The 23322-nt window shown below is 44.9% G+C and carries 11 protein-coding genes; 9 read left to right on the top strand and 2 right to left on the bottom strand.

Translation table 11 applies throughout. From position 1 onward, the window contains the following. The first annotated feature begins 114 nt into the window (after positions 1–114). Positions 115–1149: a helix-turn-helix domain-containing protein gene (locus tag ACXAD8_RS11735; RefSeq protein WP_475228683.1), complete on the top strand. Its 1035-nt coding sequence runs from the start codon at positions 115–117 to the stop codon at positions 1147–1149. Between the two features lie 82 nt (positions 1150–1231). Then, entirely contained in the window at positions 1232–2590 is a 1359-nt protein-coding gene (locus ACXAD8_RS11730; RefSeq protein WP_475228681.1) for an amidohydrolase family protein, read from the top strand. On the opposite strand, the gene ACXAD8_RS11725 is transcribed toward ACXAD8_RS11730, so the two are convergent. After that, positions 2587–4524 carry a RecQ family ATP-dependent DNA helicase gene (locus tag ACXAD8_RS11725; RefSeq protein WP_475228679.1) on the bottom strand — a complete coding sequence of 646 codons (1938 nt, stop codon included), beginning with the start codon at positions 4522–4524 and terminating at the stop codon, positions 2587–2589. The two genes, ACXAD8_RS11730 and ACXAD8_RS11725, sit on opposite strands and share 4 nt — an antisense overlap. Positions 4525–5218: 694 nt before the next feature. On the opposite strand from ACXAD8_RS11725, the gene ACXAD8_RS11720 reads away from it, so the two are divergent. The 7 genes from ACXAD8_RS11720 (at position 5219) to ACXAD8_RS11690 (ending at position 16386) form a co-directional block, all read left to right on the top strand. After that, the gene (locus tag ACXAD8_RS11720; RefSeq protein WP_475228677.1) at positions 5219–5605 is read left to right on the top strand and encodes a BlaI/MecI/CopY family transcriptional regulator; all 387 of its coding nucleotides are present in this window, start codon (positions 5219–5221) and stop codon (positions 5603–5605) included. A gap of 12 nt (positions 5606–5617) precedes the next feature. Further along, positions 5618–7651 (top strand): TonB family protein, encoded by a 2034-nt coding sequence (locus tag ACXAD8_RS11715; RefSeq protein ID WP_475228674.1) that lies wholly within the window; start codon positions 5618–5620, stop codon positions 7649–7651. Between the two features lie 418 nt (positions 7652–8069). Beyond that, on the top strand, positions 8070–9410 hold the full coding sequence (locus ACXAD8_RS11710; RefSeq protein WP_475232953.1) for an MFS transporter: 1341 nt from the start codon (positions 8070–8072) through the stop codon (positions 9408–9410). A 133-nt stretch (positions 9411–9543) separates the two neighbouring features. Next, positions 9544–13113, top strand: coding sequence for an FG-GAP-like repeat-containing protein (locus ACXAD8_RS11705; protein WP_475228672.1), 3570 nt, complete (start codon positions 9544–9546; stop codon positions 13111–13113). Between the two features lie 137 nt (positions 13114–13250). Next, positions 13251–15032, top strand: a complete 1782-nt coding sequence (locus ACXAD8_RS11700) for a vWA domain-containing protein (protein WP_475228670.1) — start codon at positions 13251–13253, stop codon at positions 15030–15032. 54 nt (positions 15033–15086) lie between these two features. After that, the gene (locus ACXAD8_RS11695) at positions 15087–15671 is read left to right on the top strand and encodes a sigma-70 family RNA polymerase sigma factor (RefSeq protein WP_475228668.1); all 585 of its coding nucleotides are present in this window, start codon (positions 15087–15089) and stop codon (positions 15669–15671) included. Further along, positions 15661–16386 carry a hypothetical protein gene (locus tag ACXAD8_RS11690; protein ID WP_475228664.1) on the top strand — a complete coding sequence of 242 codons (726 nt, stop codon included), beginning with the start codon at positions 15661–15663 and terminating at the stop codon, positions 16384–16386. Before ACXAD8_RS11695 ends, ACXAD8_RS11690 begins: the two co-directional genes overlap by 11 nt. A 57-nt stretch (positions 16387–16443) precedes the next feature. On the opposite strand, the gene ACXAD8_RS11685 is transcribed toward ACXAD8_RS11690, so the two are convergent. After that, on the bottom strand, positions 16444–23304 hold the full coding sequence (locus tag ACXAD8_RS11685; protein ID WP_475228662.1) for an FG-GAP repeat domain-containing protein: 6861 nt from the start codon (positions 23302–23304) through the stop codon (positions 16444–16446). Positions 23305–23322 lie beyond the last annotated feature (18 nt).

Here is a 23322-nt window from a genome sequence, read left to right as displayed (position 1 = left end):
TTTAAAACGCTCTCATTCTCATTACGATATCACAGAGTAAGAAGTTTAAAATGTATTTAGAAAGTCTAATTAGCTGCAACATATCGTCTGTTGGCCTTTACAGAATTTATTTCAATGACTGATTTAAATGTCGTGAACTTAATCCAGTCGGCAACCATCAGCGCGTCTGTGTTGGGGGCTTTGTTGATTTATCGCAAACCAGCTTGTGGCGGCGTGGCTGTGTTATTGCTACTGGTTGCGTTCGCTTCGGCCGTCAACATTCTGGAAGAAACAGGCATCACACGGGCTTATTACCTGCTGAGCCCGGTGTTTATTATGTTGTTTGGACCAGCAATTTATCTGGCCATCAAGCAATATTTGTTTGGCGACTTAAAAGCTATTGATGCCTTACACCTGTTACCTGTGGTGCCTGTATTGTTTTTTACTGAGCATGTTCAGGCGGTCATTGCTCTGGGGACAGTCTGGCGACTGGGATATGCGGTTTTAACCGCAAACCTGCTACTAAAATACAAACAACAATTAGATGAACAACGTTCAGATACAGAAGAGTACACCTTTCGCTGGCTTCTTTGGGTCGTTGTGGTGACAGCCATGTTTAATTTATTGGATATGCTTCGCCTGAACAGCCAGCATTGGCTTGAGCACGATATCAATGTGCTGGGGCAGGGCGTGAATAACATGGTGTGGCTGCTATTGAACATGCTGATTACAGTCAGAATTAGTCAGCAACGTACGCCTCCTGAAGTTATCCCTGAACAAATTACGGGATCTGACGACGATGTATCTGAAGTGGAAGTTTATCGGGCCACTTTTGAAGAACTAGAACGACTAATACAAGTTCATCAATGGTACTTACAGCCCAGACTCACTTTAGCTGAGCTTAGTACCCTGACAGGCATGCAAACCCGTGACATTTCCAGAGCGATAAATTTGTTGGCGGGGAAATCCTTCAACGATTACATTAATCAGTATCGGGTAGAGGTGGTGTGCCAGGCTCTCAAAGCGGGCAGTGCAAAATCCTTATTGCAGATTGCCACCGATGCCGGTTTTAGCTCCAAAGCATCCTTTAACAAAGTTTTCAAAGACACAACCAGACAAACTCCGGCGCAATACAAATCCGCACAAATGAGTCCAGGATCAGGATATTAACCGTCTAAAATCCTGATCCTGGGCGACGCTCTGCATAGCGGACATTACTCTTCTTACAAATTTCAAAAAAGAAGAGTGAACCATGAAACTATTCAATATCCTAATGCTCCTGCTGGTGACTGTCGGATGTGTTGCCAGCCCGCCACCCGTTGTCAAAAGCAATGAATTTGTGTTGCACAGTGTCAATGTCCTGGATGTAGTAAATCGCAAGTTACTACATGATCAGTCTGTTTGGGTGCGTGATGGGGTAATACAGCAGGTGGCTGCCAGCAATGCTGATACTCTGCCTACTGATGTACATCAGATAGATGGTGCTGGTGGCTATGTTACACCCGGGCTGATAGATATGCATGTACACATGTATGAACCTGCGGCCTATACCATTGCGTTAAGTCATGGCGTAACACATGTGCGGGTAATGAATGGCATTGTGCAACAGTTGACCTGGCGAGATGCAGTACAACGAGGCGAGTTAATTGGTGCCAGCTCTACGGTTAGCAGTCCCATTATCTCTGCTTACGATACTATGTTGCATCACACAGTGCATACCGCGGATGAAGCCAGAAACGCGGTAAGCCAGTATCAGGCGCAGGGATACGACCTAATTAAGGCTTACGGCAATCTCAGTGAAGAGGCTTTGTTAGCTCTGGTGGATGAGGCTAAAAAGCGCAATATTCCGGTTGCCAAACACGGTCCTCATGCATCCGGGGACTTGCCGGTAAGTACACTGGCAGGTTTGCAGTCATTTGAGCATGTTGAGGATATATTTCAGGGGCCGCTTAGGTATCAGTTTGCACCACAAGCTTTGCCCGAAATAATTGAGCAACTAAAAGCCACGCAGGTTCCTGTGACGCCTACATTAAATATCTTTTCTCAACTTACAAAGTTAAGTGAAGAAAAACAGGCCTATCTGGATAGCATCCCTCAGGACTACACCTCCGACATTATTGCTCTGGAAGCTAAAAATAATCAGGTACAGCGCTGGTTAGATGCTTCGGATAACATGGCACAACACAACCGCAGAACACTGGCATTTTTAGGGGATATCACCGGGCAATTACACAAAAACGGTGTAGCTTTGCTGGTGGGCTCTGATTCAGGCGTGTTGTTATCGCCTCATGGTCTGGCAACTCATTCGGAAATGGCCTTGTTACAGCAAGCTGGACTGGATAATTTTGCGGTGCTGGCAGCAGCCACCATTAATCCTGCAAAGGCTTTAGGTTTAAGCGACACATTGGGAATAGTCGCCACCGGTTACCAGGCAGACTTTATTTATTCAACGCAAAATCCGTTAGAAGACCTGGCAGTACTTAAAAACCCGGATGCGGTGACCAAGCAAGGCGTTTGGTATAACAGCGATACTCTGACGACGCTGCGCACAGAAGCCATTAAAAACCGCAGTTTGTGGGCGGAACTCAGCGCCTTGTGGCAGGCACTTTAGAGAAGCTCCGCTGCTTTTTTGCGAACATCTTCATAGCGATGTTGTTCGCAACTGGCCCAGCCAGGCAATTGTCTGGCTTTCGCTTTGGTGAAGATCGGCTGGGTTAAACCACATAAAAAGCGCGCTGCTAAAGTGTCTGACAGCTGTGGCAAATTCAACTGGGCTTGCAGCTTGTGCAGGGCCTGACGCAGAGTGTCGTCATCCGGTAATGCTCGCGTCGAGGCATCTGGCAGGCTGGCGACTTTTCCCTGACACACGGAGCAGTGACCACAGTTTTGAGGTGCCTGCTGATCATCAAAGTATTTTGCCAGGTTGGAGCTAAGACAAGTGTCCAGCTCCATAAAGCGGATAAGCGCAGCTATGCGTTTGATTTCTGATTGTTCGTTTTGCTGAAAGTAATGAACCAATTGCTCAGTTAAGTTGGTTTGAGCTAGTGCTTGCTGGTTTACCTGGTAAACCTCGGTCATTTTGCTGGCTTGTAACTCAATTAAGCCTTGATTGTGCAGATAATCCAATGCCGTCAAAACCCGACTTCTTTCACAATCATAGGCTTGCTGCAATTGCATAAAATCCAGAACACCCCAGGTTTTTTTAAAGGCAGTGGCATCGAAAATGGCCTGTACAAAACGCTGCCGTTCCCCGTCAAATCGTTCCACAATGGATTGTGCATCCGTTAGTAACTTGAGTTTATACTCAGCGAAATAACTGTATTTTGCGCTGATAATCTGTTTTAGCTCCAGCTGAACCAGCAGTGTTTTTAAAGGCAGTTGGCGAATGTTGCATTCCTGGCTCAGCTGATACAGCTGTAATTCCCATAAACCATCTTTGGCTTCTTTGAGTTGTTCAATCACTGCTGCAATGCTGCTGGCTTCCGGAGTATCGCCGTAAAGAAAGTTTTCCAGGGTGTTGAGACTACTGAGATTGGCCAGGATGATGCAATCCGAAGCATGACCGTCCCGTCCCGCCCGACCTATCTCCTGACTGTAGTTTTCAATGGATTTAGGTAAGTCATAATGGATAACAAAGCGGATATCGGCTTTGTCTATCCCCATACCAAAGGCGATGGTGGCGACCACAATATCGGTTTCCCCCGACATAAATCCTCGTTGAATGTCTTGCCTGTTATCGTCTTTTAATCCTGCGTGGTAGGCCACGGCGCGAAAGCCCTTGGCTTTTAGCCGATAAGCCAGTTGCTCAGCGGTCTGCTGTAATGTTACATAAATAATTCCCGCACCGCTTTGCTGGTTTAAAAGTTGCTCTAGTTGTTGCTCCTTGTGAGCTTCTGCCACTGGCATCATTTGCAAATTGAGGTTGTGGCGATAGAACCCGGTTTGCACTATGTGCTCTGCATCAATAGCAAATTTTGCCGCCATATCCTGTTTAACTTTGCGGGTTGCTGTGGCGGTAAGCAGTAATACCAGAGGTATATTCAGTTGTTGTCGATAGCTGGGTAATTTTAAATAATCCGGTCTGAAATTGTGCCCCCATTCTGAGATACAGTGCGCTTCGTCCACCACTAGCATGGAAATGGGTATCTGCTGGATAAACTGCCGAAAACGTTCGTTTTTAAATCGCTCTACCGACACCATCAATATTTTAGTTTTACCGGATTTGATATCCGCCATTACCTGTTTGTTTTGTTCCGGAGTCAGCGTGGAATCTATGCTGGCAGCTGCAATATTTTTACTGGCCAGAAAATCCAACTGATCCTTCATCAATGCCAGTAGGGGGGAAACCACCAATGTCAGGTTGGGCAGTTGCGTGGCAGTATACTGATAACATAGGGATTTACCGGAACCCGTCGGGAAGATGGCCAGCGATGAATGTCCGTTTAATAATTGCTCGACCGTTTCTTGTTGTCCCTGTCTAAATTTTTCAAATCCGAACAGCTTGTTCAGGCTTTGTAATTGCTGTGGTTTATTAATTGCTTCCATGCTTGCTCCGTACCTCATAAAAAATCTATGCACACTCTACCCCTGCAGCACAGTTAGTACAAGATGCGCAGGCCACTGAAAAGTACAGGTTTTGTTGTGTAAGTTGCAGTTTCAAAAATTGTCTACGAAAGTTTTCGTTTTTCACGCTTGACATATACGATGGGTTTCGTATTTAATGAATTTACTACGATGGCTTTCGTAATAAGTCAGCTTGTTCTGTAATGACAGTTATTTTGGTGTTGCATTTCAGAACCATTAAAAGCTCGGTCAACAATAGGTTGTTAAGTACTTACTATAAGCATAAGGCAACTGAAATGACTGTTCTGATAATTACATCTAATCAAGGAGTATGAACATGAAGAAACTGATTTTGGTAAGTTTGAGCGTTGCTTTATTGGGTTTAGGGGGCTGCTCCTCTACAGATGATGTTGCTTCTGCAGAGTCAAAAGAATCTAACAAAAAGTCCACATCACAAAGTCGTCGTTCAGGTGATTGTGGCGCAACTACGGGGACGAGATTAGGAAACAGATGCCGTTGATCCAGGGCAATGTATTGAGCATCTGAACAGGGAAGTAAACCTTGTTGTTGTGGGGGAGCATCGAAAGGTGCCCCCCTTTTTTGATAGAGCTTGCAATATACGATGCTTTTCGTATATTTTAATAACCAATTACTGAAATGAACTGAGCTTGAAAAAATGACGCGAGGCAAGTTTAAAGGGGTGCCTACCAGTGCCGAGCTGCAATTACTGAGGGTGTTGTGGGAAATAGAACCTACCACAGTGCGTGAAGTGCATGAGAAAGTGAACGAACACAATAAGGTGGGCTACACCACCGTATTGAAAATGTTGCAGATAATGCATGAGAAAGGCCTGGTTGAGCGTGATGAATCCAGTCGGGCACATATATACAAAGCGATTTATTCCGAAGAACAAACCCAAAGTTCAATGGTAAGAGATATGCTGAATAAAGCGTTTGGCGGCTCAAAGTCAAACCTGGTAATGCGAGCCTTGGGGAAATCTCCCAGCGCGCAAGAGTTAGCTGAAATAAGGGCATTGTTGGATTCGTTAGAAAAAGACTCTTAAACAGGAGACGTCATGGAATGGTTAAACCTGATTGCGAATAACGTCATACTGCAGGCGTTAGCACAAACTTTAATGCACTTTACCTGGCAGGGCACAGTAGTGGCTGTGACTCTGGCAGTTGTGCTGAAAAGCATCGACACCCGTAGGTCAGATTTGCGTTACGGACTTTCTTTGGCGGCACTGTTGTGCTGTGTCGTTGCGCCGGTTGCGACTTTCATGTGGTTGCTGGAGCCAGAAATTGCCCCTCAAGCCGTGGACGTCAATCAGGTATTTTCCGGCGTAACGGCGACAGTGATTCAGGCTGGTGGCTCTTTAAATGAATCCGGCTATCTGGGACTATCTCTACTGACCGCCGAACTATTAGACTGTTTTAACAGTAGCAACCTTCTGCTACTGATGCCCTTTTTTGCTGTGGCCTGGTTAGTCATTGTTGCGCTGTTAAGCAGCCGGGTATTACTGCAAATAATCGGTGTTTGCCAATTACCCTATCAATCGACGCATCTTCCCGAGCCTCAACTACAGCAGATTTTTGAGCGTTTGTTATTGCAACTGAATGTGACTGTCCGGGCGCGCTTGTTTATTTCCGATAAAGTGGACGTACCAATGGCTATTGGTTGGCTAAAGCCGGTGGTATTGTTGCCATCTTCAATGGTGCTGGGGTTGACCCCTGGTCAATTGGAAATGTTATTGGTTCATGAGTTGGCGCATGTTAAACGCCATGACTATATTGTGAATTTCCTGCAAACGCTGGTGGAGTTAATGTTGTTTTTCCATCCAGGTGTTAAATGGATATCTAAACAAATTCGCCTGGAAAGAGAGTGTTGTTGCGATAATGTCGCGGTTTCCCAGGTCGGCAGTCCGGTAGCTTATGCCTGTACCCTGACAGATGCGGAAATGTCCCGTGCTAAGCATATTCCTGATTTGGCCATGGCGGCCACTGGCAGCGATCTGAAACAGCGAATTTTGCGGGTTGTAGGGCACTCTGATTGTTCAAGCGGCCACTCTCGCGTGCGCTATACAGCAATACTGGCGGCAGTCATTTCACTGTGCAGTGTGGTGACAATAGTGGCGACCAATCAGATTGATGAGTCTGCGCCTCTGGTGCTGCAGGAAGACATTCCAAAAGTTGATATGACAACTGAGAAAGCTTCTTCTGTAGCAGCTAATCAAGCAATAGATGACGCTGGCAATGAGACTTCTTCAGCAGCAACACCTGTAATCAGCAATCAACCTGAAGCAAAACCGCAACTAGTTGCAGCACAAATGAGTATTGATTCCTCCACTGCGCAGGAGAACTCTGACAGTGTTGCCGATGATATTGCTGAACCCGTTACCAATCAGCCTTCAGCTAAAAATGTGAGCACGGAATTGTTGGCCAACCAGCAAGGCGAAAATGCCCCAATTCAGCAGCCCGAAACTTCCACAGAAACCCTGACTGCGGCAACGAGTTCTGATGCAGAAGTTGCTCCTGAAGCCGCTGAACCTGAAACAGTCGATACGCAAGTTGCGGCCGTGAAAGAACAAATCGCTTCTGGATTGGCAACACCTACCTCTTCAGTGGTGCCGGGTAAGTCGCAGTTCAGTTCGTCTGCGGCGGCAAAAGGCGCTATCTCCGGTGTGGTTTATCAGTCACTGGCGAATCATGTTTCATCAGGAATTACCACTGAAAAGCTGCATAAACAACCAGAGACTGAATCTACCCCGTCCGAAAAGCCAGCTGAACAGACAATCGCTACTGCACCGCCAGTTTTACTGAATGGTGAAGCGCCGGTCTATCCCCGTCAGGCGCTGAGACGTAGATTAAGTGATGATGTTGCGGTTTCTTTTGTGGTGAATACGGCAGGTGAGGTCGAAGATATTGCTTTTGAAGGAGATGTGCATCGCTCTTTTCAAAAATCGGTAAAACGGGCATTGCAGCACTGGCAATTTAAACCTGCGCAACAAAATGGCAGAGCGGTGTCCAGTACCATTACCCGGGTGTTTAGTTTTATCGAGCCAGAAAACAAAGGACTGACAACTACTGGTACCCGTATTTACACCAAGTAAGGCAAGGGTAAGCTGTTAAAAAATGCCGCTAATTTGCTAATGCACCTTGGCTAATACCAATCAGTAATGATATGTGCTCGACTCAGTGGGAATTGAAACGCATTTAGGCAAGGCAGATGTTTGCTGGTCTAGTGGGCCTAAATCAAAAACATCTAACACAGCATAAATGCGTTTCAAACCCATCTTCGACGTTGTTCATAGCCATGATTTTTTATTGCCAACATGGACGTTGTTAAGGGAGGATAGCAGGATGCGGTAAGCTTTGCGAGAGACTCGAAAGACCACTTGTATTCCTTCACTCGCACCTCACAACCTCATGGCTATGAGACCAACGCTGAGCGATCACATATTGTTACTGATTGGTATATACTTACACTAGTCTCTCGGTTTTAGGTTCAGGACGGTTTTTGTTGACATGATGCGGGCGTTTTTTTCTTTGTATACAACCAACTTATTTTTAGTTGGTGGTACCGGCCTGCTTACAACCTACCTGGCTCTTTACCTTGGTAAACAAGGCGTCTCGACTTTCTGGATCGGGATGCTCACCTCATTTTACTATCTTGGCTTGATGCTCGGGGCAAAAATTGCCTATCACTTCATTCGCTCTGTAGGTCATATTCGAACTTTCAGCGCCAGCACCGCGGTGGTGATTGCCTGTATTGCCGCACATGGTGTCAGCGATAATATCTATTTGTGGTTAGTGCTGCGTGTACTGGTGGGACTGGGCATGATGAGTAACTACATGGTGCTGGAAAGTTGGCTTAATGAGCAGTCTGAGCCAGACACCCGGGGCCGAGTATTCTCCTTTTACATGATCACCTCTTATTTGGGAATGGTTGCTGGTCAGTTTGCCTTATCGCACTTCACAGAGTTGGATTCAGCGGTACTTTTTTTGGTCTGTATGGCAGTGGCAATAGGACTGGTCCCCATTTCGATAACCCGGCGTATACACCCAAAACCATTAAAGCCGATAAAGGTGGGTATTTTCAGCTTCGTTAAAGTTATCCCACAGTCATTGACGGCCATTTTATGTGCCGGAATGATCAATGGCAGCTTTTATGGTTTGTCGCCACTATTCGCCAGTCAGGCCGGGTTTAGCGCTGAAGATATTGCCTTGTTTATGTCTATTACCGTTGTGGCTGGACTTATTGCGCAATGGCCTATGGGGATATTGTCAGACAAAATCAGGAGAAGTTTGCTACTGCGAACCAATGCCATTGTGATTTGCCTTGTGTCGCTGGCGATTTTTCTGTTGCCTACAGAGCCAAGGCTGGCCTTTGTACTTACCTTTGTTTTCGGTTTATTTGCCTTTACCTTGTACCCTCTGGCTTCCGCTTTAGCCAATTCCAGAGTCAGTGATGAAGAGCGAGTTGGGGTTTCTTCAGCACTGCTGATAGCGTTCGGCGTTGGTGCCGGTATAGGTTCGGCGGTCATTGCACAACTGATGACTTTTTTCGGTCATGAAGCTTTGTATGCTGCCATGTCTGGTTTAGCCATTTTTATGTTTGTGGCGCTAACTTTAATCAACTCAAAGCAGAAAGCAGAAATCATGGAGCCAGACGATTATGTGGTGAGTGCTTCGGATATAACCAATTCACCATTAGCCGCTACATTGGATCCTCGTATTGACGAAGAAATGGCGCAGGAGCAATTACTGGTAGTCGATGAAGAGGAACAGCAACTACAGGAAGAAGCGCAGCAATTCGAAGGCACAAGCACAGGTAAAAAGCCCGGCGATTCGGAAAAACCCTCTGTCTAAAAATACCGCTTTCGTAAGGAAATTGCCTTAATTTCACACTACACTTTGAAATCCAGATGCGGATCTAAAGCGCATAAAATTGGGGAGTTACCCGTTTACTTAACTCTCATCGCAAATAAAAAAGGATTCTCTCGTGAAATTAAGGCATCAATTTGCAAGAGTCATTTTAATTAGCTCACTACTGTCGCTAAGCTGTAAAGCGCTTGGTCAGACATCTCCGGCCCTATGGCAATTAACCCAGAACATTCAACCTGAATCGCTTAAGGATAGGGCACAACACTTAAACACCGCAGAAGTAACCTTAAATAAAGAACTTCTTTTACAGTTAAAAAGCGAAATGGTGTTGCGTTTGCCCGTGTTTTCTCAGGTGGTGGAAGCACAGCTTGAAAGTTCCCGACAACAGGGCGATACCCTGATATGGCGGGCTAAGAACCTCAATTCACCGCATTTACCCGATATCCAGTTATTTTTAAATAACGGCAAATTATCTGCCTGGATCGCAACTATGTCAGGTACTTTTCGCCTGCACAAGGGTAAGCTGCTAAAAGAATTCAAAATGGGCGGTGAAACCCCCGACTTTCGCATACCCCATGGAATTAAGCAGTTAACTCAACGAGGCGATACTTCTGGTCAGGAGGTGCAACAGCGCAATCCCCAGAAGGCGAATAGAACTTCCGCGCAGTCGCAGGCTGCTGCTGGTGATTTGACTTTCAGAGTTCTGTTTGTGGTAACTAATGAATTCGTGGACAGCTACCCCGATACGCAGGCTCAAATAACTGAGTATATCAGCGCGAATAACGCGATATACGAGGCGAGTGGTATGAATATCCAGATGGAGTTTGCGGGACTAATGCAGTCTGATTTGGAGCAATATTCTGCCGATCAGTTACTGGATAATCTTTCCAGTAATGGCGGCAGTGACTCCACAGATGGAGAAATTCCCGATTCCTTAATCACCCCCATCTGGCAGGCCAGAGTTGACAATAGCGCGGATTTTATTGTGGTGATGCTCAATGATTTACCCGAGGGATTGTGCGGCCAGGGTTGGTTAAATGGTAACATCAGCCAGGTGTTTGATTACGATTATGCCGTAAATGTCACTGCGGCTTTTACGACTTTTTCCGGAAATCCTCAGTTTTGTGGCTATGACACATTAGGCCATGAGTTAGGTCACAACATGGGGCTGGGACATTCATTGCGTCAGGGCAGTGAAGGTACCGTGTTCACCTATGGACGAGGTTACGGTGTGGTGGATGAATTCACTACTGTGATGGCCTATGCCAGTGAGTTTGGCAGTGCCTCGGAAGTCTCAGTTTTCTCCTCGCCTGAGTTAACCTGCCTGGACAGGTACGAATGTGGGGTGGACAGTAGTCAGTCTGACGGTGCTGATGCGGTTTTTGCGGTTAATCAGGTAAAAGAAGAGGTGACGCTCATTCACAACGATGAAATCACCATGTCCATCTCAGATGCCCTGGCGACACTGGATGACGCGCAATTGGCTAGTTGTATCTCTGACAAATTTCCCGATGCAATAACCAACGCCCAGGTTGGTTTTTTGGTTTGCACGAGTGATTATTCAATACAGACCATCAATGGTTTAGAGAACTTCCCTAATCTGAACACCTTCAGTATGGACGGCAGTAATGATACTACTCTGGAAGCGTTCCGAAACATGCGGGCCATGGTGCAACTGGATGTGCGCAATTTGTTTATGACATCGATGCGCCCCATTGCGCATCTACAAGACCAGTTAACGTTTTTACAGTTTAATCAGGGCGGTATGAGTTGTCAGGACGTTAATGCAGTTGCAAGCTGGGGCATAGATAACTTTTTGCCCTATGGAAATTGTCAGTCTTTGTCGGATGACAGCGGTGATTTTGATGGCGATGGTATCAATAATCTGAATGACACCGATGATGATAACGACGGCATTGATGACGTGTCTGATGCCAGCCCCAGAGACGCCAGTAATGCCAATGATATTGATGACGACGGTGTACCGGATGACTCAGATGCATTCCCATACAATGAAAATGAAAGTCTGGATACCGATAGTGATACCGTAGGTAATAATCAGGATTCGGATGACGATAACGATGGTGTTCCAGACGCTGAGGATTGTGCGCCTCTGGACAATACCCAATCCAGCAATTGTGGCAGCGGACAAAATAATCCGCCGACTATTTCTGGCACGCCAGATAGCTCAGTGCAGCAAAACAGTTTCTATAGTTTTACACCATCGGCATCAGATGCGGATGAGGACAGCTTAACCTTCAGTATCGAAAATCGTCCCGGCTGGGCCGGTTTTAGTACGGAAACTGGTACTTTGTCTGGTACGCCGGATAACGACGATGTGGGCACACATGGCAATATTGTGATTAGTGTGTCGGATGGCTCCGACAGTGCCAGCCTGAGCGCATTCAGCATTACGGTTGTTGATGTTAATGATGGCCCGGAAATCTCAGGTTCGCCGGATACCTTGGTAACAGCGAATAACAGTTACCTGTTTACCCCGCAAGCCAGTGACCCCGACGGTGACAGCCTGACCTTTAGCATAGAGAACCAGCCGCAGTGGGCGAGTTTTAACAGTAACACCGGCGCCTTATCGGGTACGCCGACCAATTCTGATGTTGGGGTTTACTCTGGCATTGTGATCAGTGTCAGTGATGGTGCTTTATCTGATAGCTTGCCTTCCTTCAGTATCACGGTGTTAGTGGCTACCAGTAACGATAACAACTTTGTCGCCTATGACTACGATGGCGATGGTAAAGCTGATGTTGGGGTACGCAGAGCCAGTAATTTTATGCAGTATATTCTGAATTCTTCCGATGACAGTATTCAACGAGTCCAGTTTGGTCGAGACAGTGGGGATATTTCGGTGAGTGGTGATTTTGACGGAGACAGAATCGCGGATGTTGCGGTGCGCAGAGCGTCGAACCAGTTTTGGTATATTCTCAATTCTTCTGATGGCGAAATCCAGCGCTTCAATTTTGGCAAACAGGCAGAAGACATTCCGGTACCCGCCGATTACGATGGTGATGGTATAACCGATGTTGCTGTAAGACGCCCTTCTAATCAATATTGGTACATTCTCAACTCTTCTGATGGCGAGATTCAACGCTATAATTTTGGTAAGCAGTCGGAAGATATTCCGGTGCCAGCCGATTACGATGGCGATGGCAAGGCAGATGTGGCAGTGCGTCGCCCTTCAACGCAATTTTGGTACATTCTCAATTCCTCAGATGGTGAGATTCAGCGTTATAATTTTGGTCAACAGTCGGAAGATATTCCGGTGCCAGCCGATTACGATGGCGATGGCAAGGCCGATATTGCGGTACGTCGTCCATCAACACAACTCTGGTACATTCTGAACTCATCCGATGGCGAGATTCAGCGCATTCGGTTCGGTTTGCAGGCCGAAGATATCCCCATTCCAGCCGATTATGACGGCGATGGTAAAGCCGATGTGGCTGTGCGTCGTCCCTCAACTCACATGCAATACATCTTACGCTCTAGTGATGGTGAGATTGAACGTATTCAGTTTGGACGCAACAGTGCCGATATGCCCTTGGCCGGTCCAGTGATGACGCGAATGGATGCAGAAGTTGGCACTGATACTGATGCCGGTGCGGCTCGCAATGAGCTTAACGTTGAAAGAATGCTTATGGATGAACAACAAACCAAAGTTGAGCAAGTGCAGTAAGCGGTATAAATTGTTTTAGTTCCGGGCTGCTTCACTGCGGCCCGGAGCTTATCTTCAAATTATTTAAAAAATAAAACCCTTTTTTGAGACTCATCCGTCAGTACTGGTATTAATGGTCAAAAAATACAGGTACTGATATGAAGCTCTACAACCAATCTACCCAAAATATCTCCGCTTTCTCTTGTCTGGCTATTGCCGTAACCCTGCTGTTATCCGGATGTTCCAGTTCCGATAAAGAACAGGAGGATACTCAGGAAGTGATTCTGTTGGAAAATCAGAGCGTGCAAGTCGCACAACCCGCTGAGTCACAAGATTTTGCGCAAGTGTTGGCAGATAAGCAAGTTCATGTAAAAGCTCATGGACCACAGTTGCGCCAGCGCCAGATAATGACGACGGCTGTGCGCCCTGCTGTTGTCAGTGGTTTTATGGCAGATGTTTCTGTCGCGCCGCAATCAACTGAAAACTATCAACACTATCCAGAAAATGGCATCTGGACGGTTGCTGAGCAACCACTGTCCACCTTTTCTGTGGATGTAGATACCGCCAGCTACAGCAATGTTCGCCGTATGTTGGAGCAGGGCATCTCACCACCCAGAGATGCGGTTCGTATTGAAGAAATGATCAACTATTTTGATTACCAATATCCGCAACCCGAAGGTGATGTGCCATTTTACGTGGACACCCAATTTGCCACTAGTCCCTTGAATAGCAATAAACACTTATTAAGGGTGGCGTTATCAGGTAAGACGATTTCCAAAGAGCAGCGCTCCCCGTCTAATCTGGTATTCCTGCTGGATGTTTCTGGCTCAATGTCATCGGACGATAAACTGCCTTTGCTGAAGCGGGCATTGTTAATGTTGATTAATCAACTGGATAGCCGAGACAGTGTTGCCATCGTAGTGTATGCCGGTGCTTCGGGCGTAGTTTTGGAACCTACATCAGGCGATAACAAACTGGCTATAACCCAAGCCCTGGATAAGTTACAGGCGGGTGGCTCCACCAATGGTGCCGGAGGCATACAATTGGCATATCAGATGGCGAAAAAAGCCTTTAAACAAGATGGGGTTAATCGGGTCTTGCTTGCTACCGATGGTGATTTTAATGTGGGCACCACGGACCACAATGAATTGATGCAGCTGATTGAGAAAAAAAGACAATCTGGGGTAAGCCTGTCGGTATTGGGATTTGGTCGGGGCAACTACAATGATCACCTCACCGAGCAATTAGCTGACAAGGGCAATGGCAATGCAGCATACATAGACAATATTAACGAAGCACGGAAAGTTCTGGTGGAACAGCTAACCGGAACGCTGCAGGTGATTGCTAAAGACGTTAAGATTCAAGTGGAATTTAACCCGGATCTGGTTCATGAGTATCGTCTTATCGGTTACGAAAACCGGACCCTGGCCAAAGAAGATTTTAATAATGATAAGGTGGATGCGGGCGACATTGGTGCCGGGCACAAGGTAACAGCGTTATATGAATTGACCCTGAAAAATGCTGAACAGTTTGATGTAGATCCACTGCGTTATCAGGACAAAAAGCAAAGTTCCAGCCATAATTCAGACGAAATTGCGCTGGTAAAATTGCGCTATAAAGCGCCCGACGGTGATGTCAGTAGTAAACTGGAGCGGGTAGTGCGCATCGAAGAATTGCAAGCCTTTGCTGAAACTGATAAAAGTTTTCAGTTTGCTCATAGCGTTGCCGGTTTGGGACAGTTATTGCGAGGTTCTAAGTTTGTGTCGCAGCGGGATGCAAATCAACTGATCGCCCAGGCAAAACTGGCAAAAGGTGATGATACGCACGGCTACCGCGCTGAGTTCATTCGCATGATGGAGAACTGGTTGTTGTTGCAACCTGAGCAAAGTCATCTGAGCAACGAAAGTGAGGTTATTAAGCCGAAAGTGGTCGAATCTTAATTTTTATCAGATAAGAGTAAAGTGGTCGTGATTCAAGGAAAAAAGGGCTAGCGAGTGAGTCGCAAAAAACAATTAACGCAACCAGATGACAGTCAGCTCATTAGGGATTATATCAACGGCGACTTTGCTGCCTTTGAAAGCTTATATGCCAGACATAAAGGCGGTAGTTTTAGGTTTATTCTGCGTCAGGTTAAGGATGTTTCCAGCGCGGAAGACCTAATGCAAGAATTGTGGTGTAAGGTGGTGAGTAACATTCGGCAGTTTAAGCAGGAAGCCAAGTTTACCACCTGGCTGTATCAGATGGCCCGTAACCTGCTGGTGGACAGATTTCGCCATCTGGCTGTGGTATCTGAGGTAATTGTTGATAGCAATGAGCATCAAGAGGTAAGTGATGCTGGCGACGCTGGTAAGGAGTTACAGCAAACTCGTCAAAAAATAGCATTGCAACATTGCATGAAACTATTGCCCAAGGCTCAACTGGAATCCTTTTTGTTGAAAGAAGAGGCAAACTTAACTCAGGCCGACGTCGCACAGGTTACCGGGGTTTCTCTGGAGGCAGCAAAATCCAGGCTTCGGGCCGCCTACAGTGGGTTGCGCCACTGTTTGGGGTTAAAATTGGGAGACAACGATGAGCAATGATACCGACAAAAATACAGAGCAACATATCTCAGAGTTGTACAATAAACTAGATAAGCAGCAGCCTTCTGAAGCGACTGATGAAGCAATTTTAAACTTCGCCAAACATCGCACTGCCAGTAGCAATAGTACAAAGCCCTTCATGAGCCAGCATTACCGTTGGTTGTCGATTGCAGCCTCAGTGATGTTAGTGTCAGTTATCTTTTTATCACAATGGCAAACATTCACCCCTGATGGAATACAGGAAATCCCGGCAGATAGCGCTCCCATCGTAAGAAAGCCTGCAGCAAACTCAGAAGAATCTGTAACCGATGCGTTGGCACCGATGGCAGATGCTCTGGCAGAAAGGGCAGTTGAGCCCCCTGAAAATCGAGCCAGAATGGCCAGTAAAGCAGAAGATATACAAAAAGTGCAGGTGACCGGAAGCCGGTTGTTAACTGTACCTGATAATGCCATTAAAGCAGAATGTCGCTATTCACTGGATGGCGCAAATCCATTGTCTGAAAGCGTTTTAGGGAAATATATTCAAAATCTCGATCGTCGCACACGACAAGCACTAGTGATTGCAATAAATAATAATATTCCATTGGCCAGCATACTGGAAGAAACTCCTGCATTAGCAAAACCCGCTGAAATGCCCGGTTTTGCTGAGCACTATCAGCAATTGGCTATGCAGGTCAGGGAATGCGTTGTAGCTACAGGTCCTGCAATTGAATAGAACAAAAAGCGCATCAAATTGATGCGCTTTTATCAGGGGAGAAGCTCTGAGTGGAGGTTAGTGTAGCGGTTCTCGATTAACTTTTTCCATTTCCACTAACTCCTCGTGACTATAGAATTCGGATTTTTCAAAGAAAATCTCTTCATCTTCAACAAGGGCTTTGGCTGAGGCCTTACCGGCCAGCGTGGCGTCAATAAAGTCTTCTTGCCAGCCCAGCATGCTCAGTTTTTCCCAGATAGGTGCTAACACTGGCACCATACCGTCAGACTTACCAAAGTTAACTCTGCCAATTTCGCCGTCGGAAGACTGTAATATATACCACATACTGTTACTTTCACGGCGCACGGCAATGTCGGCTTTACCGTCGCCATCGTAATCGCCCACTACCGGAATGTCGGCTTTATTCAGACCAAACTTAATGCGTTCAATCACGTCATCACTGGAGCGCAGTACATACCAGGTTTTGTTGGATGGACGACGGAAGGCGACATCAGCTTTGCCATCGCCATCGTAATCGGCTGGCACCGGAATATCGGTGTCCTGGAGTCCAAATTTAATGCGCTGAATTTCACCGCTACTGGATTCCAAAATATACCATGTGGAATTGGAAGGGCGGCGGAAGGCGATATCTGCGATGCCGTCTCCATCATAGTCAGCAGGCAGAGGAATGTCCGTTTTTTGCAGGCCAAACTTCACCCGTTGAATACCATCTTCCCGTGCTGAATTGTAATTGCTGCCAGAGGAGTTTTTGATATACCACATGTTGTTACTGGCACGGCGCACAGCAAAATCGGTAATGCCATCACCATCGTAATCGGCAGGAACTGGAATATCATCTTCGCGTGAGCCAAACTCAACCCGCTGTATACCATCTTCACGGGCTGAGCCAAGGTTGCTACTGGAAGAATTCTTTACATACCAGATACCTTTGGAGGGGCGGCGCACCGCAAAGTCCGCGATACCATCACCATCAAAGTCGCCTTCAATCTGAATGTCTTCTTCTTGTGAGCCAAACTGAACACGTTGGATTGCTTCATCTGAGCTGTTGAGGGCGTAGTTCATCCCAATAGAGCCTTTGCGTACCGCTACATCGGTTTTACCGTCCCCATCGTAGTCTGCTGTAACTCGTTGACCTATTAGTTTGGCGTTGGTCATGGGGATAAACAAATTGTCTATAAAAGGATAAATAGGGAATCTGTTGCTTTGATTCTTTAAACTCAGCTCTAGCGCAACGGGTTCTTCCGACGCTTCTATGTCAATCGCGAGGATATCCCAATATACCTCAATGGGGTAATTTGATGTTTTATCTGAAATATCTATCGGATTGCCATTAATCGTAATAGAAATTAACATGTCCTTAGCTGGAGTATGACTAAGAAGCACTCTGCCATTAACTAGCTTTCCTGTTATTGTGAAAGCGATTACTTCTTCATTTTCAGGGACATATGCTCGAATAGAGTAATTACCATCCTGGCTGTATTCAACGCGCTCAAAGTTTTCCCCGATGCTAATGTAGTGCTCATGGTTATGTTCAAAAGATGAGTAAACTCCAAAGTCCTTTGGTGTTATTGATGGCTCAGACAGGTCAGAGCCTACAAGGTATTCAATAATATTGCTGAAACCATCGCCGTCAATGTCTTCTCGACCGTCTGATGAGCTGAGTGAATCCAAGCCTGCAGCTATTTCTATTATGTCAGGAATGCCATCATTGTCGTCGTCTTCATCGGCATTATTGCCAACGCCATCGCCATCTGTGTCCATAGATTCAGTGGGATCATTTGGAAATGGATCGTAAATGTCGATTACACCATCACCATCGGAATCTTCAGGCATGGTAAATTCAATAACAGTGCTGGATACACAGTCGATTTGGTTGCATTGTTGAATACTGTAAAAGGCAGTTTCGCCAAGTTCCAGATTGTCTTGTGCAAGTGGATAATCATACGATTGCAATCTTAACTCTATAATATCTTCGACAGTTATCTCTTTGAGCAATTGCGCTTCCTGGTCGTCATTTGCTGAATGTTTGTATATCTCAAAGCTGTCGGTATTGCGGTAACTAAAAGATTTGGGAGATATCATTAAAATATTGGTTTCGTTGTCAATATAAAAAGAAAGCTCAGGGGTTCTTAAATAAGTCTCATAATCCCTGGCGTCAAAATTGTAATACCTAAAAGGTCCACAATCTTCTGTTTCACAAGGCCTTATGAATACCGTATTTTCACCACCAATAACTATGTTTTCTATGTACGCAGTTAGCGCACCACCTGTGTGTAACACTGCATTGTTCACAGTCGAAAATTCGCCAGCGTTTAGAAAGCTGAATTCAACCCTATCTCCTGAAGATTGATTGACGTGCGTATATTTAGGATGAATGCTGGACAGTTGAGGCGTTGATAGTTCGAATACATTATCTGGTGTGTTTGCTGATTCTGAGTCGACTGTGAGGTTCACCTCGCTAATATAGGTTGGAAGAGTGGCATCGTTTAAGGAGGAAAGGGAGAATTTCACCAATCCAAATATATCTAGATTGATAGGTATATGGGAAGTAGCTATATCTTCCCCATCTATTTTGAAATGGAACAGACCAGAACCATCAAAAACTAATGAGTATAGATGCCAGGAGGCGAGTAATTCAGTAGGTAATTTAACTGGACCTTCAAGGTAGTGTGATACTAAGTAAATACCGTTTTTTTCAATACCTTGAACTTCTGTACAATTCAAATCAGAGTAAACAATCTCAGCGATAGAGTCTTTATAGTCAGTTTTATTGTTTATCGCATTGGGAATTACCAGAGAATACTTTAGCATTGTTTGACACATATCGTCAGAAGCATTCAGGTGGCTGGTCACTGACAATTCGCCATTTTGTAGAAGCGTTGTCCACTGGTTGAAATTAATTTCTCCGCTAAAGGCATCCATTACGTTTTCGAAGGGGGTTGTTGAACCATTGATACTGATTATTGAATCGTCAACATTTTCAGCTAGAAAGTCATTGTCGCTAATATTGATAGTTGATTGTTGATAAAGAGTCGCTGTTTCACCTGACAATACTTCGGAGGAACTGCAACCGAAATCGTTGCAAGCATCGATACGATAAAAATAGGTACTTGCTGGCTGCAGGTTTTCATCTGACATCGAGTGCAATTCGTATTCTCTGTCGAACTGTTCAAACGGACCTTCTTCCGCTGTTGCTCTATAACCTAGAAAGTAATCTGTTAAACTTCCGGGAGCATAATGAACTTCTATCCTTGAAGCGGCTTGTTGCGACGAAACTGATACTATGGTCGGAGCCAGAGGAGCAAGGATACTTTTTGTATTGAGCCAGGCACTATCCGAATAACGACTATAGCAGCCCTTTGAATTACATAACCTGACGGCATATTGGTAGTAAGCATCGTTCTCAAGGTTTTCATAGGTTAGTTCAAAATTACCGTCGTGATCTTCCGGGATTACCAATTCCTCAACGAATTCAAAGTGTTCGTTATTTTTGGCTTGATAAACCTGCAAAGTCTCAGGGAAGCTAGAAGAGAAAATTGAGAATTCGCCCTGTACCAAGGCCGATTGATTTTCAAGATTTAACTGCATACCAACAGAATTCAGTTTGGGGCGGTCAGTGACGACATGAGATGGAAGCGATATAACTATCTCATCCGAGTATTCAGTGCACGTATGAGTCTCATAGCTCGCTATTAGAGTGCGGAAGCAATAGCTAATTTGAAACTTGATGAGGTCTCCATCTTTCATCCGATAGTGTCGCGGAATTTTGTAGGGCTGTTCAATGTCTTCTATTGTCCAGCTTTCTTGATAAGCTCCATCCCCCCAAACTCCTCTAACAATGACATAACTCACATAGTCAGTATGTGTACCGTTGTTTGTGTAATTAAAACTATTATTGGAATAGTCAATAGCTGGTGCTTCAGGTACCCCTTTATATCCTTCTCCTTTGAATGCAACTTCTGCAGAAGCAGCACTGGTTGTGCAGTTTTGGATGTATGCAGAGCAACTGACTATTCGATATTGATAACTTTCATCTGAAGCGAGTGCATCTGCCGAGTCATAGAAAGTGGCTGAGTTAATGAGTGCTATCCTCTGCCAGTTTTCATCTGAACTCTTTTTTCGTTCTAAAAATTGTTGACTTGCGAGTCTTGATTGAGCGGTGCTATTGATGCTTATTCCATTCAAGTCAGTTTGCTTTACCTTAAAAATGGTTGGCGAAATCATTTTATTAGCAATGAGGGGAGCCGCTAAACTACTGGATATCTTTGTCGAAACGCCTTTTTGTATCGAGCATGATACATTTACATTAGAGCAGTTGTTGAATATTGGCTTCACGGCGAAAATATAGGAGCCTGTGCGAACTTCGGGATAATTAAAAAGAAATTGAGGCGAAACTGCTTGATCAATTAATACAGTGCTTTCGAAATAAGAGTCTTCCTCGTGAGTTATGGTTATTTCATATTGGCTTGCGTCTGGTAAATTGTCCCAGACAAGTAACTCGGCCAATATATAACTCTCCTCTACCCTCAGGTTTTCAACTTTCTTAGTCGCGAATGGATTTATTTGCTGTCGTCCGGGCAGGGCTGATGCACAATAGGCCTCATCAACTAAGATGTTTTCAAAATAGCTTTGCACTCGATACAGATATTGCTGACCTATTTGCGCGTTTACATCTTGAAATGTTTCAGTCGTAGCTGAAAGTGAACTTATCAGTTCATATGGTTGTGTCTCAGTCGCCCTCATTATCAACATGTTATCGACAGCAAGCCCGTTTTGAACTGAAAGTCGTATCGGGCCAGTACTATATTGATAACCACAAGATAAATGTAGTGAAGTGGATCTTTCCAGAGTGATTTGCTGGTGTAGACCCGTATTGCATAATTCTGGAGAGCTTATGGCACAGCTAACAACTCTGTATTCATACGAGGCACCTGGTTGAACATCTTCATCCCGCCAACCATTGTTAACTTTTTGTGCTATTTCTGTGAACTCAGTTTCTCCTGAATGTCTCCTTTGAATGTGGTAATCAAAGCCATCCTGTTGTTCAAAATAGACTGCAATGAAATCGTAGTTTGGCGATATTCTTAATGTCAGCGAAGTTCGTGGGGGCAAAGCTATTTCCTTAATTGAGCCTTTTTCATCACAAACGTAACCTAAACTTGGATAGTTTAATTCGTTAAACACACAGGGTCTGACGGCTAAAACTGCAGATGGCGCATTGCCTGATAGGGACCTTGAAAAGGTGTCATTAGAGCCGTAGATGCCTGTACCACCCACTAAATCCATACTTAACGTAGTCCCGTCTGGCACATTAAAACCGGACGCCGATACCTGAAAGCTCGATTGATAACCGTCTATTACTGGGTTGCTTACAACTTCCATATTCCAGTTGTCATCCAGGTTAAATTCTTGTGTTGTTACACTGCTATTATATTGAGACTCGCTATTACAGTTGAAGTTGAGGGTACACCTCAACACGGTGTAACTATTACTACCGGGTTGGAGGCCCAGTTGAAAGTCTTCAAATTCTGTTCCATATAGCCAAAACGTTGTAGTCTGATCGGTAATTTCATTGTGCCGTTGTATTTTATAAAGCAACTCATGGTCATTTGATGAGTTGTGCTCGACGGATACTAAATTTTTGTGAGGAGCAATTGGGCTAATATTAGCCACTACGGGAATGCTGTTGTCTTGCGTATTATTAAATAAGGTATTTAGTGAAACTTTACTTACAAATGTGTGGAACTCGTAGGCGCTTTTTCTGTAGCCGCTTGAAAGCAAAATGCTGGAGTCATTTGTGTCGAAGAGTAAGTTTTTCGGATAAAGGTTATTCAGTCCCTCGAAAGCGTTGGTTCCATCAAATTGTGTATGGTCGATTAAGTCTATTTTAAGCGCGAGTTTGTCCTCTAACCCCAGCAAATATATTCCAGCCTTTTCATGGAGTATGACTTGTTCGCTATCTATTTTACCGAGTAGAACTTTTCGGTTGGCAGTCACGATAAGATGATCTGATATTGGGGCTGATTGAATAAAAATTTCCTCCAGGTCAAAGTCCTCAGCCATAAAGTAAGTCGTTTTTAATGAATCAAGTCCAATTTTTAATATTGTGTTTCCGGCCGCGAGAAAAACGCTGTCTTCTTGTGCGTTGAATTTACCATTTTGTCCATTTTGCTTTAAATAGTTGTGCGTTAATAAATCGGTATTGCCTGTTTGCGGTTTAAACAGATAAACAGAATATGGGTTTGGGCCGCCTGTATAACAACTGAACAATAATCTTCCGTCTGAACTCACATCCAAAAGGTTAGGGTTTATACATTCTGCGCTGAGTGCTTGCCAGTCTTCGCCTGAGTTTGTCGAGAGGTTTAATTGATTGTTTTTATGGTAATAAAAGTGCCCCTCACTTGACACTAAAAACTCCAAACCAAAAAGTGTCTGACCTTGTGTCGAAACTGCTGAAATTGTGCGAGTTTGTAAGTTGAATTTAAATAGTTTGGAACCGCTACTGTTCCATTCCCCACTATAGGAGTCACCATTTAATGGTTCAGATCCAGCATAGATGAAAAACACCTCATTGTTTTTGGTAGTTTCGCTAAAACTAGAGGCAACAATTTCTGTGGTAACAGAATTGGATTCAGTTTTAGAAAGTAATGTAACCTGTTCTGTGTTCAGATCTTTTAAGTAAATCAGGTCATTGTTAGTTGTATTTTCAGGACCATCATAAAAAGGTATTTCTGTGGCACTGGAGGCAAAAATAGCGACTTGATTTTCTGCTGAATAAGCTAAAATTTTAGCATCGTAAAAAGCGCCAGATTCATTACCCAGAAATGGCTCCATAAAAATGTTTTCTGCTTTTACCGCGCTGACAGTGCTGATGAACAAAAAAAACACGAGAATTGGGTTTATAAATCTGGCAGGCATAAGGTCTCCATTCCTAAC

This window comes from Planctobacterium sp. AWH2_060 (genome assembly GCF_056158425.1).
This window is presented reverse-complemented; position numbering and strand designations above follow the sequence as displayed.

Excerpts from the sequence above, each read along its gene's own strand:
- ACXAD8_RS11735 (WP_475228683.1), top strand. The coding sequence starts at position 115 with ATGACTGATTTAAATGTCGTGAACTTAATCCAGTCGGCAACCATCAGC.
- ACXAD8_RS11730 (WP_475228681.1), top strand. The coding sequence starts at position 1,232 with ATGAAACTATTCAATATCCTAATGCTCCTGCTGGTGACTGTCGGATGT.
- ACXAD8_RS11725 (WP_475228679.1), bottom strand. The coding sequence starts at position 4,524 with ATGGAAGCAATTAATAAACCACAGCAATTACAAAGCCTGAACAAGCTG.
- ACXAD8_RS11720 (WP_475228677.1), top strand. The coding sequence starts at position 5,219 with ATGACGCGAGGCAAGTTTAAAGGGGTGCCTACCAGTGCCGAGCTGCAA.
- ACXAD8_RS11715 (WP_475228674.1), top strand. The coding sequence starts at position 5,618 with ATGGAATGGTTAAACCTGATTGCGAATAACGTCATACTGCAGGCGTTA.
- ACXAD8_RS11710 (WP_475232953.1), top strand. The coding sequence starts at position 8,070 with ATGCGGGCGTTTTTTTCTTTGTATACAACCAACTTATTTTTAGTTGGT.
- ACXAD8_RS11700 (WP_475228670.1), top strand. The coding sequence starts at position 13,251 with ATGAAGCTCTACAACCAATCTACCCAAAATATCTCCGCTTTCTCTTGT.
- ACXAD8_RS11690 (WP_475228664.1), top strand. The coding sequence starts at position 15,661 with ATGAGCAATGATACCGACAAAAATACAGAGCAACATATCTCAGAGTTG.
- ACXAD8_RS11685 (WP_475228662.1), bottom strand. The coding sequence starts at position 23,304 with ATGCCTGCCAGATTTATAAACCCAATTCTCGTGTTTTTTTTGTTCATC.